Origin of the sequence: Desulfovibrio sp. (assembly GCA_016208105.1) — a bacterium.
GTDB lineage: Bacteria > Desulfobacterota > Desulfovibrionia > Desulfovibrionales > Desulfovibrionaceae > Fundidesulfovibrio.
In genome coordinates this window covers 63,136-76,474 of record JACQYS010000008.1, presented here as the reverse complement: position 1 = coordinate 76,474, position 13,339 = coordinate 63,136, and the positions used below count along the sequence as shown (strand labels likewise).

The window sequence follows — 13,339 nt, the reverse complement described above, 5'->3', positions numbered from 1 at the left end:
CCTAGGTATCTTCTTGAGTGTTGCAACCCCATAAAGAGCTAGAAACGGCAAACGAAAGCAAGACTTACGCAATGAACACGGAACCGGTTCTCGTCTTACAAATGCAGCGCATGGGGGACATCATCCTGTCCTTCCCGCTGTTCCTCTGGACAAAACGCACCTCTCCTGACCACCCCGTCTGGGTTGTGGCCGAGCCGACGTTCTACAACGAACTGCTGGGCGTTTCTCCCCCCGTCACCTACCTGCCCTGGACGGCAACCAGCGAGCTTGCTGCCAGGAGCTACAAGCTCATCCTGAACTTGAGTCACCGGCCTGAGGCCTCCGAGCTGGCCGGCAGTTTGCAAGCCGGACTTAAATTTGGCGCGGTGCGCACGCAGTCCGGCCTGCATGTACATGGCCGGTGGCAACTGTATCGGGCAGCGCTTACCGGAAACAACCGGCACAACCGTTTCCATTGGTCTGAGCTCAACGCCCTGGACTGCGTGGATCCGGGGAGTTTCTCTTCCACACATTTCGATCTCCCCCGCAGCAACAATTCGGACAACCATGCGGTGGGCTTGTTTCTCGGCGCAAGTGAAGAGATCAAACGCCCTGATGCCTGGTTCTGGGCATCTCTAGCCAGGGAGTTAGAAAAACGGGGGCTCAAGGTCGTACTGTTGGGGGGACCGGACGACAGGGCTCTGTGCCAGGAAGTCAAACGGCTCTATACGGGAAGGGTGGTGGACGCCTGCGGGCAGTTTGGCCTGCGGGAGTTCGCGGCCGTGGGGCAGACCCTCTCCATGATGATCACGCCGGATACCGGTCCCATGCATTTGGCAGCCTGGTCCGGCCTCTTGACCCTCAACCTCTCAATGGGGCCGGTGAATCCCTGGGAAACCGGCCCATACCCGCCGGGCCATTATGTGCTGCGGGCGAACATGTCCTGCCTGGACTGCTGGCACTGCCGCTTCGAATCGCCCCGCTGCCTGGATCATTTCGATCCGGCCCAGGTAGCCTATATGACGTGGCGTTTGCTGACCCCTCGTGACGCCAACAAGGTATTCGTCCCCCCTGGAACGCGGTTGTACCGGACTGGACGCACTCCTGAAGGGTTTTACGACCTTATTCCTTTGGGCGGGGCTGAAAAAAGGGCATCGGATTACCTTGGCGATTTCTGGAGAGGTGTTTTCGGGGCGTTTTTCGGATTGTGGGGCACCGAGAAACCGAAACAATCCTGGGAGGCCCTTTCCCTCGCGTACCCCTACTTGGCCAAGAGTTTTTCAAGGTCCACGGCGAAGCTTGCCGCGCGGATTCGGGAATTGGTGGTGTCCGGCACTCCTCCTGGAGAGGACTTCTGGACCTCTTCGCCTCCCATGTTAAGGCCCTTGTCGGGATACATGCACATGTATTTGGAAAACGCCGATTTCTCGCGCGGGGCGCTGGCGCAATGCCTGGAGACAATAGAGCTGATGCGCACGATCCAATCCTGAAGGCTCAAGCTGATCGGGAAAATAGTTCCCTCCAGCCGGATCTCTAACTGGCTTAAATTGCATGCGATCCTCTTGGAACGGCTTTTGTACAAGTAAGGCCGTCAGGAGAAAAACATGCAAATCCTTCCCACTGTAGGCTCCACTCTCGGTATTCTCCCGCTGGATCGCTTCACTAAAGTGAATGCCGCGGGCAAGGGGGTCGGCCTTTTTGAGAGCTTGCTCAAACTGAATGCGCAGGGTTCTGCTGCCAAAGGGAAGCTGGCTTCATTACAGAATTTGGGCCAGGCAACTTCGGATTCCAGCAATGAAGTGTTGAGCGCGGCACAAACCTTTGTTGCCTCCGGCTGGAAGCCATCTTCGGTCGTGCCTGCTTCCACGGCCAAGCTTGCAGTGCCCAGCATGGGGAGCACCAAGAGCGACACCTCGCTGCGCAACGTGAAAATGACCCAGGAAGATTATGCCGGACTGGCGGACAAGCTTGTGCAGGCAGGGGTCTCCAAGGAAAAGCTCGAGGAACTGGGAAAAAAGATCCAGAGCCCGGAAGGAATGACCTGGGGTCAGTTCATGTTTTCAGTGCAGCAGGCCGTGGTGGAAAAGTTCATCAAGGCAGAGCCTGTCAGCGATGAAGACAAGTCCAAGGTGTCATCGCTTCTCGACCGTCTGGGTTTTGATTCCAAGCAGACCAGCGCTCTCACCGACGCGCTGGCCAACGGCAAAACCGGCCGTGCGTTCAATGTGATTTCCGGCAAGCTCAAGGAGCTCGACCCGAGCCAGACCCTGACCATTTCCGCGAGCGAAATGGAGGCTCTGGCCAATACCTTGAAGCTCTCTGATTCGTCCAAGCAGAAGCTGCTCGGGTTGTTCGGCCCTCAGGAAAACCTGACCTTGACCCCGGAGACCATGAGCCAGGCGCTCGGTGAGGCCAAGGGCGAGTCCTTGAAGCTGTTGTCTCAGGTCAAGGACGCTTTGAAGCTGGTCAAGGATCAGGTTGATCCCGCCATGGACAAGGCCACAGCGCGCGTTGACATCACGCAAAACGTCATCAACGCCAAGGTGGAGTCCTCTCATGTGAAGACCTCGTCCCTGCTGAAAGAGCCTCAAAGCATCGCGGCTCCGGTCAAGGAGGAAGTCAAGAACGACGCTCCCAAGGCCGCCAGCCCGGACAAGGCGGCGGAGTCCGGCACTCAGAGGCCAGAGGCCAATGCATTGCATAGAGACGGCCGCCAGCCTGGCTCGCAGTCTTCGGGCAGCGAGAAGGAAAACTCTCAGGAGAGCAAAAGTTCACACGAACGATCGTGGGGCGAATTCGTGAGCAAGATACGCGCGGAAGGGGCTTCCCAGACATCGCCCGACGGGAGCGCGGCATACGCTCAAGGAGTGTCGTCCAACCTGTTTTCGCAGGCTCAGAAAATGGCCCAGACAACGGAAGGGCATGCCGGAACGACCCAGTCCAGTCAGCTCCTGGACCAGGTGGAGTCGGGCATTCTGAAGAATCTGGGGCAGGGGACCAAGCAATTGTCATTGGAGCTTTCTCCTGAAAACCTGGGCAAGCTGAACGTGATCCTTACGGTAAAGGGAAAGGAAGTTCAGGCCGTCATACGGGCGGAGTCCCCCGAAGCGGAGAAGGTTCTGGCGGAAAACATGAGCCAGCTCAAGCAGGCCCTTGAGAATCAGGGACTGACCGTCTCCAGGCTGGAAGTCCGCACGGGCCTGTCCCAGGATTCCAACCTTGGGCAGCAGTGGGCTGGCGCGGACAAGCACAATCTCTCGCAGGAAAAGCGGGAAGCCTTGGAGCGGATGCGCACGTCGACGCTTTTGGCTGGGGGAAGCGATGAGTTGGTCCATCAAATGCAGTATAGTGGCACAGCGGTAAAAATTTCCCAGGGCGGATTGGACATAGTGGCGTAGGCCGCCCAGAGGTGCCCCATGAGCGTTGATACAATTACTTCCAGCACAGCGGCCAGCCAGGCCCTGGCATCGACCACCGACAAGTCGAAACTGGGCAAGAACGACTTCCTGGCCCTGCTCATCAAGCAGATGCAGGTGCAGGACCCCTTGAATCCCATGGATGACAAGGAATTCGTGGCCCAGCTGGCACAGTTCTCCAGCCTGGAGCAGCTCACCAACATTAATACTGGCATCGACAAGTTGAACGCCGCCACCACGCAGCAGCAGATGTTCTCGGCAGTGGGGTTCATAGGCAAGCAGGTGAAGGCCGCTGGGAACACGCTGGCCAAGACCGATGATACGGTGAGTTCGCTCTACTACACCCTGGGCAGCGCCGCGACCAAGGTGTCCATCAACATCATGGATTCCAACGGCAACATCATCCGGACCGTGGACCAGGGCGCCAAGGCGGCCGGTGAGCAGGCCTTCCAGTGGGACGGCAAGGACTCGGAGGGCAATGCCGCTGCCAACGGTCTCTACACGGTTGGCATAACCACGCAGACCGCGAGCGGGGGCTCGACCCTGGTCAAGACAGCGGTGACCGGCATCGTCTCCAGCATAGCAAACAACAACGGCACGTACGTGCTGACCACCCAGGATGGAAGAAGCCTGAGCTTCTCTGACGTCCTTGGCGTGGTGGATGTGAAGTCTTAAAATGGCAAATTTCCGGGTTGACCATCACGGAGGTGGAATATGAGTCTCTCAACATCGATGTGGACCGGTGTCACCGGTCTGTCCGCACATGGCGAAAAGATGGGCGTCATTGGCAACAATCTGGCGAACGTAAACACCACCGGCTACAAGTCGCAGAGGATGGACTTCCAGGACTTCCTCTACACGACCATTGCCACGGCGGCAGGTACCCAGCAGCTCGGACAGGGCGTGCGCATTCAGGACATTCTTTCCGACTTCAGCCAGGGGGCGCTGCAGACCACCAACCAGACCACCGACATGGCCATCTCCGGAACAGGCTTCTTTGAAGTACGCGATGCCTATAATCAGGCCACCCACTATACACGGGCCGGCAACTTCACGTTCAATAAGAACGGTTATCTGGTCAATCCGAACAACTACACCGTCCAGGGTTGGCAGGTTAACAGGAACGCCCTGCGGCAGATGGAAGCCACCGGGGAGACAGTCACCTCTGTGCCCACCCAGGGAACCGTCACGGACGTGCGCCTGGACACCCTTGCCCTGGCGGCGCAGGCCACAACCGCCGTGTCCCTGGTCTCGAACCTCGACCCGAGAACCACTCAGAAGACGACGAGCACCACGGATCCCTTCTTCTCCATGTTCCAGAACTACAACTTCAACCCGGCCCAGCCAACGGCCACGGCCATGCCGGACACCGCCTTCGGTTTCCAGAACACCATCAAGGTGTACGACCAGCGCGGCGCCTCCCACACCCTGTCCGTCTATTACGACAGGGTCTCGGACGTGAGCGGCCGGGAGTACTGGCAATACATGGTCACCTGCCCACCCCTGGAGGACGGACGCACCTTCACCATCGGCGGCGTAAGCCAGCAGATGATCTCCAACTCCAAGGCCGGCGTACTCATGCTGGGCACCCTGGCTTTCAACGATTCCGGGGCCCTGCAGAACATTACCGCCTACACGCTCAACGGCAATTCCTTCACCAACCCTGTCAGCAACCTGAGCGACTGGACTCTGGCAGACATATCAAGCTCCGCCGGATACCCGGAGTTCACTGCCAACTTCAGAAGTGTGTCCGGGGCGAACTACACAACAGCGTCGAACGCCGTGTCCATCTCGATGAACTTCGGGTTGAAGAATACCACGACAAGCTGGAATACCTCCGCCACGGATGCATCCATGCTTGGGCAGGCGCATCTGTCGAACGCCGCCCTGTTGCAGGGGATAAACACTGACAACATAATTCGAAACAACCTCTCCTCCACGAACTTCGAAGCACCATCGGCGCCGCTGTACGTGTCCCAGGACGGATATCCTCCGGGAACATTGCAGGACATCTCAGTCTCCTCAGACGGCGTGCTTACGGGCAAGTACTCCAACGGCCAATCGCAAGAGCTCTACGTTCTCGCACTGGCGGACTTCGCCAGCCCCTGGGGACTCAGGCGCGAGGGGGGAAACCTCTACGCACAAACGACAGAGTCGGGCGAGGCGATTGAGGGCCGGGCGAACACTGGTCGATTCGGGAGCATATCGAGCAACTCCCTTGAAACCTCCAACGTGGACATGGCCACCCAGATGGTGGACATGATCACCACCCAGAGAGGCTTCCAGGCCAACTCGAAGGTTATCACCACTGCGGACACCATGCTGAGCGAAATCATACAGCTCAAGCGTTAAGACTGAAGAGGACATTAAACGGCAGTATGCGCCGGGGGGTAAGCCCCCGGCGCATTTTTATTGAGCTCTTATGCTGTTTGGCGCCAAGCTGCCTGCCCGAGAACTGTGGAATTTAGGGCTGGGCGCAAGGTTCTTGAGGTCTGCTGGGACTAGGCGTTCAAACAGCCGAAGAGGGCATCCCGCAAGCACTCTCCTGCTCAAATCAGGGAGATTAGTGTTTTTCGCTTAGCAGCGCTGGCGATTGGTACCGTTCAGATGCCTTCCTCATTGAGCAGTCATGATGAAGGTGTGTGGGAGAAAACTCTTTCAGGCTGCCAGAGCATTTCTAATGTTCAGTTGCTTCCGCTCATCCGCCCAACATTCTTACATCCTTTGCCTGATCCCAAGAGATCCTCAGTTGTATCCTGCTGGCGCCATGTATTTTGACTCTCAAATCATGCTTGAGAGCAACAAAGCTGGTTTCGATATTCGCTTCGAAGTTCCCCTCCCACCGTGGACTTGGGCACCAGTAAACCGCTGGGCAAAGCGTTTGTTCCATGACGTCCGGGCGGGTTTGAGCGCGGCAACTTTGACCCTGGAGCCTTGAAAATGGGGGGAAAAACGTGCATCCCTCCTATTAAAAGTATGAAATGTTTATATAAAATAGAGTTGGCATGGATCAAGCAAGAGGAGGTCAACAACAAGGAACGTTGCCTTTCCACAAGGAGGTACTCTCATGTCCCTGGTCATCAACCACAACTTAATGGCAATGAACGCCTCGAGGAACTTGGCGTACTCGTACGACCAACTCGGCGTATCCACTCGCCGCCTGTCCTCAGGCCTTCGCGTGGGCACCGCGGCTGACGACGCCGCCGGCCTGGCCATTCGCGAACTCATGCGCGCCGACATCAGCTCCATCAACCAAGGCGTGCGCAACGCCAACGATGCGATCTCCATGATCCAGACCGCCGACGGCGCGCTCCAGGTCATCGACGAAAAGCTCATCCGCATGAAGGAGCTGGCGACCCAGGCGTCCACCGGTACGTACACATCCGACCAGCGTCTGATCATCGATTCCGAATATCAGGCCATGGCTTCGGAAATCACCCGTATCGCCAGCGCCACCAACTTTAACGGCATCTATCTGCTTAACGGCAACCTTTCGGGCACCACCCACGACGGTACAGGCATGAACCCCGTGGGCAAGATCAAGATCCACTTCGGCACCGGCAACTCCAGCGCCGAAGACTACTATTTCATCAACATCGGCTGCTCCACCGCCTCGGCCCTTGGCCTGGGGCACACCTCCGCCAACACCACGGGTGCAGGGCAATCCATTTCCACACAGGATCTCGCCCAGAAGACCGTGGCCATGCTCAACTCGGCCATCGTGTCCAAGGATAAGATCCGCGCCCAGCTTGGCGCCACCCAGAACCGCCTGCAGAACACCGTGCAGAACCTGCAGATCCAGGCTGAAAACCTGCAGGCAGCGGAATCGCGGATCTCGGACGTGGACGTGGCCACCGAAATGACCCAGTTCGTTCGCGAGCAGATCCTGACCCAGGCAGCTGTTGCCATGCTTGCCCAGGCCAACAGCCTGCCCAAGATGGCTATGCAGCTCATCCAGGGTTAGCGCTGATTCGATTTCTTAATGGCTAGGACCAGGGAGGGGGGGGCCAAGTAGGCCCCCACCCTGGCCTACCTAGGAAGGATCCAATATTTCAAGAGCTTGTCTGGCTGCTGCCTGTTCGGCTTTCTTCACGCTTGTCCCCCTGGCCAGGACCGTTCTGCCATCCGGCAGGCAGATTTCCACCTCGAAGAGCTTCTCATGCTCCGGCCCCGTGCTGCCCAAAAGTCTGTATATCGGGCGTGACTTGTGTTCGCGCTGGGTCAGTTCCTGGAGCCTGCTTTTGTAATCCCGGGTCTTGGGTGGTTCGACTTCCTGGGGCCACCTGGGAGTAAAGAGCCCCAACACCACATGCTTGGCCGCCTCGTATCCGCCATCTAGGAATACCGCTCCCAAGAGCGCCTCAAGCGCGTCGGAAAGCAGGGAATCCCTCTCTCTGCCGCCCTGGCTTTCCTCTCCTTTGCCCAGGTAGATATAGGATTCCAGGCCCAGGGTTTTGGCCAAATCCGCGAGGCTTGGCATACTGACCAGCTTGGCCCTTAGTTTTGTAAGAGCGCCTTCAGGAGCATTGGGGAAACGGTTGAAGAGTTCTTCGGAAACCGCCAGTTCCAGCACCGCATCCCCCAGGAATTCCAGGCGTTCGTTGTGGTCGCAGCCCTGCTCGTTGGCGAACGAGCTGTGGGTGAGGGCGGTCGCCAGCAGCTTGACTTGCCCAAAGCGATAGGAAATAGACTCTTGGAGGGTTTTCAGCGCATCTTCCGTCATTACAATGCCTTCCTTCGGCGGCCGCATGGAACGAAACGACCAGTTGCATTCGCTCTTTTCTCCCGACACCGTGGCGGTGGTCGGCGCATCCCGCTCGCCCGGCAAGGTGGGGTACCTTGTGGTGTCCAACCTTCTGGCTGCCGGGTATCAGGGGAAAATTTTTCCGGTCAACCCCCATGGCGGAGAAATCCTGGGTCTCCCGGCTGCGCTCTCGGTCAATGAGCTGCCTATGGGCCTGGATCTGGCCGTCATTTGCGTGCCCAGGCCCGAGGTGTTGCCTTGTCTTAAAGAGCTGGCCGGCATAGCGGTCAAGGCAGTCATCGTCATCACCGCCGGATTCCGGGAGGTCGGCCACCAGGGCTACTACCTGGAAGAAGAGGCCGCAAGCCTTTGCCGAAAGCACGGCATCGTGATGCTCGGGCCCAACTGCCTTGGGCTGGTCAATACCGCAAACGGTTTGAACGCCACCTTCTCGCCGGCCGTCCCGGTGAAAGGCAACATCGCCTTCTTTTCCCAATCCGGCGCACTGTGCATCTCCATCTTGGACTCGGCCCATGGCAATGGCATCGGCTTTTCCAAGTTCATAAGCCTGGGCAACAAGGCCATGCTCGATGAGACCAGGATGCTTACCTACTTAAAGGACGATCCGGAAACCAAGGTCATTTTAGGCTACGTGGAGAACATCGCCGACGGCCAGGCATTTATCAGGGCGGCTCAGGAATCCACGATCGTGAAACCGGTGATCGTTATCAAATCAGGCACCACGCCTGCGGGAGCGCGTGCAGCTTCCAGCCACACAGGAACCATGGCCGGTTCCGAGGACGCCTATCAGGCCGCTTTCACCCAGTCCGGTATCATGCGGGTTCGCGGCGTGGAGGACATGCTGCATCTGGCCGTTGCCTTTTCCTCCCAACCTCTCCCACTGGGTCCGAACCTCTGCGTGGTGACGAACTCGGGAGGGCCGGGCATCCTGGCGGCGGACGCGGCCGAGCGGACCAAGCTCAACATGGCGCCGCTTCGGGGCCAGACCGTTGACCAGCTCAAACACTTTCTGCCCAGATATGCGGCGCTTTACAACCCGGTGGACATCATCGGGGACGCCGACGCCGAGCGCTTCGCCAAAGCCCTGGAGGTGGTTGCAGCCGACCCGATGGTGCACATGGTTCTGGCTTTGCTCACCCCGACTCCGGCTGTGGATGTCGAAGCCGTGGCCCGCGCCGTGGCCGAGCAGGCAAAGGTCAGCGGCAAGCCCATGGTGGCCTGCTTCATGGGAGAGGCCACCGTGGCCAAGGCCCGGGAAATACTGCGGCTGGCCCACGTACCGTGTTACGACTACCCCGAACCTGCGGTGGAGGCCCTGGACGCCCTTTTCCGCCACTCAGAGTGGAAGAAAAGGCCCTTGCCGGTGGAAGTGTGCTACGTATCCAACAAGTATCAGGCCCAGGACGTACTGGCCAAGGCCAAGGCCAAAGGCTTCACTGAGCTTGTAGAATTCATGGCCCAGGACGTGCTCAAGGCTTACGGGTTGCCCGTGCCCAAGACCATACTGGCCAGAACCTCGGATGAGGCCGTGCAGGCGGCCAAGAACATCGGCTTTCCGGTGGTCATCAAGATCGCCTCGCCTCAGATCTCCCACAAGTCCGACGTGGGCGGCGTGGTGGTGGGCATAGAAGACGAGGAAGAACTCCGGCAGGCTTTTCTTACGGTAACCAACAGGGCCAAGCGGGTGAAGGAAGCCTACGTCATGGGCTGCGTGGTGCAGGAAATGGCCCCAAAGGGGTCACGGGAGGTCTTTGCCGGATTCAAGCGCGATCCGCAGTTCGGCCCCTTGATCCTTTTCGGCCTGGGCGGCGTGTACGTGGAAGTTCTGCGGGACATCTCTTTCCGCCTTGCCCCGCTGTCTCTTCTGGACGTCGGGGAGATGGTCCGGGAGATCAGGAGCTACCCCATCCTGCGCGGAGTTCGCGGCGAGGCTCCGGTCGACTTCCACGCCATTGAGGATATTCTGCTCACACTCTCGCAAATCGCGGTGGATTTCCCCGAGATCGAGGAGTGTGATTTCAACCCGATCATGGCCAATCCGGCTGGGGCGCTCGTGGTGGACGCCCGTTTCACGCTGGGCAAACCGGGGGCAGAGGAAGGTTGATCACGAGGCGTAAATAGGGCTAGTGTCGTCAGAAGGCACCCATGCTGTTGCGTGAGGGCTTTGCTCGGCATGTCGCGCCAGAAGTGGGCGCGTATTTCGCAAGAATTCAACGGTTCCAGGTCGTCTTTTTCAGACGCGAAGCGTCTCGCGGAGGACGCAACCTCAGGGCAGGGTGGGAGGATCAGCCATGGCGGGCATCTACATTGGCTCCACAGCGGGTTATTCCGGCAAGAACATGGTCATCATGGGCCTTGGGCTTAAGTTTCAGAAGGAAGGCTTCCAGGTGGGCTATTACAAGCCTGTGGGGGCAATGCCCAAGGAAGTTGCCGGAAAGCTCGGAGACGAGGACGCGAATTTCGTCCAGGGTGTGCTTGGCCTGGAAGAAGACCCAACCGAAGTGACCCCGGTGCTGGTTACCCAGGATTTCAAGGTCAAGGCTTTCTCCGGGCAGTGCGAAAACCTCATGGGCCGTATAAACTCTGGATACCAGAAACTCTCAGCCGGCAAGGACGTGACCCTGGTTGCCGGTTCGGGCTCCATGTACTCGGGCAAATACTGCGGCGTGGACGGCGTGGACGTGGTTAAGAACCTGGACATACCGGCCATCGTCATCGACCGCTTCCAGAAGGAACTCAACTACGACTATCTGGTGATCCTCAAGGAATCCCTGGGCGACCATCTCATGGGGGTGGTGCTAAACGACATCACCCCGAACTTCATGGACGAGGTGGAATCGCTCATCGTGCCATTTCTTAACCGCAACGGAGTGAAGGTTCTGGGGGTGATCCCCAAGGATCCTCTCATGGGAGCCATCAAGGTTGCCGATCTGGCCGAGAAACTGGGGGGCAAGGTCATCTCCGCCCAGCACAAGGCCGAACGCATCGTCGAGAGTTTTCTCATCGGCACCATGCAGGTCGAGAACTTCCTGACCCACTTCCGCAAGAACAAGAACGCCGCGGTTATCGTGGGCGGCGACCGCTCGGACGTTCAACTGGTGGCCTTGGAGGGCGACAGCCCCTGCCTGGTGCTCACCGGCAACCTGTACCCCAATGACATCATCCTCACCCGTTCCGAAGTGCTGGAGATCCCAATCATCGTGGTGCGCGACGACACCTTCTCAGTGGCCAAGAAGATGGAAACCATCCTGCAGCGGCACAAGCTCCGCGACATCATCAAGATCAAGCAAGGGGCGCAGTTGGTCAGCTCCAACATCGACTTCGAGTACATCAAGAAGGGATTAGGTTTGAAGTAGACAAGTGTACGTGAATCTCAAAGCGCCGGAGAACAGTTCTCCGGCGCTTTTTTTTGCCTCTGTTCACAGTTGCTGTCGCGAGGGTTCGGGCAAGGCCATTTCCGCCGGACATGAGCCGGAATGATGTCTGGCATTGATCGCGCCAGCTGATAGGCGACAACCAGGGCAAGGTGTTCGCCGGGAAAGTGATCATTCGTTCTTTGCCTTCCTTGTTGCCCTGTATAAACCGTGCTAGAAAAACAATGTCCCTTTCATGTCGCGAAGGTAAACTTTTGATCAGCGTGGTGGCTGATGAGCCTTGTTTGCAGGGAGGCGTCGGTAAGACGGATGCATCGTATGGATAAATACCGTGTAGTTTTTAAAGAGCTCCCTCTCCCGGCGATCCTTCTTGCCGGTGAAGGAAACCTGATTGACCGCAATGACGCATACGTTGAATGCTTCGGAAGTGATGGATTGTCTGGATTGGTGGTAGAGTCTTTATCAAAAGAACTCTCTGAATTCATGGTTTCTCCTCTGCGGCGTGAATTGTTTGAGAGGGACATTAAACTCTCTAACGGGGAAAGGATATTTTTTCGGATAAGGATGTCTAAGGTTGATTTTTCAAAGGATAGTTCGCACATTATTATTATGCTGACAGACATATCTGAGCAAAAAAGACAAGTTGAAGAAATTGAACGCCTTGCTCTTATAGTGGATTCATCTGACGATGCGATAATAAGCATATCTTTGAAGAAGAGGGTGATGTCCTGGAATCGGGGTGCTGAAAGAATATATGGTTATAAGTCATATAACATTATTGAATCCTCAATAATGAAAATTGTCCCAGATAGTGTTGTAGAAGATTTCACACATATAATGTCCGAGGTTGTCTCTGGAAAGTCATTCTCGAGGTATGAAACCATTAATTGCCATGAAGACGGGCATCTTTTCCCGGTTTCAGTAACGTTGTCCCCATTGACGTCACAGGGCGAAATTTCCGGCGTTACGATGGTCTCGCGCGACATATCCACCCGGCGGCAGGCTGAGGAAGAACTGACCATAAGTCACAGACGATTGAAGAGTATGATGTATGAAACAGTGGAGTCACTTTCCACAGCGCATGAAAAACGAGACCTGTACACATCTGGCCATCAGCGGATCGTTTCAATGATAAGCTGCTGCATCGCTGATGAAATGAACCTGCCGCACGACCAGATCGAAAGCTTGAGAATTGCCGGGCTGCTCCATGATATTGGCAAGGTGTGCATCCCCATGGCGATACTCTCCAAGCCGTCTGTGCTGTCTCCTGAAGAAATGGCGCTCATGAAGAAGCACCCTGAAGCCGGTTATGAAATAGTGAAGAACATCCCCTTCGCCTGGCCTGTGAGCGACATCATCCTGCAGCATCACGAAAGAATGGATGGTTCCGGGTACCCAAGAGGAATCTCGGGGAAGGACATATTATTGGGCGCCCGCATTCTTGCGGTTGCGGATGTGCTGGAAGCTATGTCCGCCCACCGCCCGTACCGTCCGGCCATGGGCCTTGAAGCGGCTTTGAACGAGATAGCGGAGAATGCCGGGGTGAAATACGATCAGGACGTGTGCAATGCGGCTCTCAAGCTGTTCGACGAAGGCGTGCTGCGCATTGAGCAGAGCAAGCTGGTGTGTTCCCTCTGAGTTGTTCTTGAGAAGTCAGTAAACTAAGTGGTTTCTTGCCCTCCCTGAACTCTCCACTCTTTTTTCTCCCAGCGTCCGGCGCCCTCTCCAGACTCCCCGGACACGTTCCCCGTTGGGGGATGTGGAGCATCAAACCAGGATGGTCTCCCGCATCCCGGCTGACATCA

9 protein-coding genes are annotated in these 13,339 nt (G+C 57.2%); 8 read left to right on the top strand and 1 reads right to left on the bottom strand.

Annotated elements, in window-relative coordinates; genetic code table 11:
• The first annotated feature begins 71 nt into the window (after nucleotides 1-71).
• From HY795_03285 to HY795_03265, 5 genes are all read left to right on the top strand, one after another.
• Nucleotides 72-1,469, top strand: a complete 1,398-nt coding sequence (locus HY795_03285; protein ID MBI4804237.1) for a glycosyltransferase family 9 protein — start codon at nucleotides 72-74, stop codon at nucleotides 1,467-1,469.
• Between the two features lie 114 nt (nucleotides 1,470-1,583).
• Nucleotides 1,584-3,377 carry a flagellar hook-length control protein FliK gene (locus HY795_03280; protein ID MBI4804236.1) on the top strand — a complete coding sequence of 598 codons (1,794 nt, stop codon included), beginning with the start codon at nucleotides 1,584-1,586 and terminating at the stop codon, nucleotides 3,375-3,377.
• Between the two features lie 18 nt (nucleotides 3,378-3,395).
• Nucleotides 3,396-4,070 (top strand): flagellar hook assembly protein FlgD, encoded by a 675-nt coding sequence (locus tag HY795_03275; GenBank protein MBI4804235.1) that lies wholly within the window; start codon nucleotides 3,396-3,398, stop codon nucleotides 4,068-4,070.
• A 39-nt stretch (nucleotides 4,071-4,109) separates the two neighbouring features.
• Nucleotides 4,110-5,747, top strand: a complete 1,638-nt coding sequence (locus tag HY795_03270; protein ID MBI4804234.1) for a flagellar hook protein FlgE — start codon at nucleotides 4,110-4,112, stop codon at nucleotides 5,745-5,747.
• Between the two features lie 715 nt (nucleotides 5,748-6,462).
• A complete protein-coding gene (locus HY795_03265; GenBank protein ID MBI4804233.1) occupies nucleotides 6,463-7,359 on the top strand; it encodes a flagellin in 897 nt (298 codons plus the stop codon).
• Nucleotides 7,360-7,428: 69 nt separating this feature from the next.
• Here the strand turns inward: HY795_03265 and rnc are convergent, their stop codons facing one another.
• Nucleotides 7,429-8,118: a ribonuclease III gene (rnc, locus tag HY795_03260; GenBank protein ID MBI4804232.1), complete on the bottom strand. Its 690-nt coding sequence runs from the start codon at nucleotides 8,116-8,118 to the stop codon at nucleotides 7,429-7,431.
• A 25-nt stretch (nucleotides 8,119-8,143) separates the two neighbouring features.
• On the opposite strand from rnc, the gene HY795_03255 reads away from it, so the two are divergent.
• The 3 genes from HY795_03255 (at nucleotide 8,144) to HY795_03245 (ending at nucleotide 13,172) form a co-directional block, all read left to right on the top strand.
• Nucleotides 8,144-10,264, top strand: coding sequence for an acetate--CoA ligase family protein (locus tag HY795_03255; protein MBI4804231.1), 2,121 nt, complete (start codon nucleotides 8,144-8,146; stop codon nucleotides 10,262-10,264).
• A gap of 187 nt (nucleotides 10,265-10,451) precedes the next feature.
• Entirely contained in the window at nucleotides 10,452-11,516 is a 1,065-nt protein-coding gene (locus tag HY795_03250; protein MBI4804230.1) for a phosphotransacetylase family protein, read from the top strand.
• 336 nt (nucleotides 11,517-11,852) lie between these two features.
• Nucleotides 11,853-13,172 (top strand): PAS domain S-box protein, encoded by a 1,320-nt coding sequence (locus tag HY795_03245; GenBank protein ID MBI4804229.1) that lies wholly within the window; start codon nucleotides 11,853-11,855, stop codon nucleotides 13,170-13,172.
• The last annotated feature ends 167 nt before the right edge of the window (nucleotides 13,173-13,339 follow it).

Coding starts and splice junctions, on each gene's coding strand:
- HY795_03285 (MBI4804237.1), top strand. CDS start 72: ATGAACACGGAACCGGTTCTCGTCTTACAAATGCAGCGCATGGGGGAC.
- HY795_03280 (MBI4804236.1), top strand. CDS start 1,584: ATGCAAATCCTTCCCACTGTAGGCTCCACTCTCGGTATTCTCCCGCTG.
- HY795_03275 (MBI4804235.1), top strand. CDS start 3,396: ATGAGCGTTGATACAATTACTTCCAGCACAGCGGCCAGCCAGGCCCTG.
- HY795_03270 (MBI4804234.1), top strand. CDS start 4,110: ATGAGTCTCTCAACATCGATGTGGACCGGTGTCACCGGTCTGTCCGCA.
- HY795_03265 (MBI4804233.1), top strand. CDS start 6,463: ATGTCCCTGGTCATCAACCACAACTTAATGGCAATGAACGCCTCGAGG.
- rnc (MBI4804232.1), bottom strand. CDS start 8,118: ATGACGGAAGATGCGCTGAAAACCCTCCAAGAGTCTATTTCCTATCGC.
- HY795_03255 (MBI4804231.1), top strand. CDS start 8,144: ATGGAACGAAACGACCAGTTGCATTCGCTCTTTTCTCCCGACACCGTG.
- HY795_03250 (MBI4804230.1), top strand. CDS start 10,452: ATGGCGGGCATCTACATTGGCTCCACAGCGGGTTATTCCGGCAAGAAC.
- HY795_03245 (MBI4804229.1), top strand. CDS start 11,853: ATGGATAAATACCGTGTAGTTTTTAAAGAGCTCCCTCTCCCGGCGATC.